This window comes from Corynebacterium sp. c25Ua_47, from assembly GCF_039907205.1.
GTDB lineage: Bacteria > Actinomycetota > Actinomycetes > Mycobacteriales > Mycobacteriaceae > Corynebacterium > Corynebacterium hiratae.
This window is the reverse complement of sequence record NZ_JASBOH010000045.1, coordinates 1-438: the sequence shown is the minus strand read 5'-3', so window position 1 is coordinate 438 and position 438 is coordinate 1. Positions and strand designations below refer to the sequence as shown.

General features: G+C 51.1%; 1 protein-coding gene. It reads left to right on the top strand.

The window, feature by feature from the left end; genetic code table 11:
- Positions 1-438: VaFE repeat-containing surface-anchored protein (locus tag QKE52_RS13360; RefSeq protein ID WP_347949009.1), on the top strand; the 438-nt coding region annotated here is incomplete at both ends.

The following is a 438-nucleotide window of genomic DNA, read 5'->3' as shown; positions in this document are numbered from 1 at the left end:
TGAGTCTGATACTCCGAAGATTTCGACGAATGCTGATTTTGCGAACGGTGCTACTGAGGTTGTTGCTGGTGCGCAGGTTAACGATACGGTGACGTATGAGGGTTTGGTTCCGGGTAAGGAATACACCCTTTATGCTGAGTTGATTTCTAAGGTTGATGGCAAGACTGTTTTGGGTGAGGGTTTCAAGACCTTTACTCCGGATGCTGCCAATGGTGAGGTTGTTGTTGAGATCATCGTTGATGAGTCTGTAACGGAGCCGGTTGAGGCTGCGGTTGCCTTTGAGGAGTTGACTTCTGTTGAGGTCGACAAGGAGGGCAAGGAGACTCCGGGTACTGATCCGAAGAACCCGAATGAGATCGCTGAGCACAAGGACATCAACGACAAGGATCAGACTGTCACCTCTAAGGACCCGTCTGAGACCACCGAGCCAACCGAGCC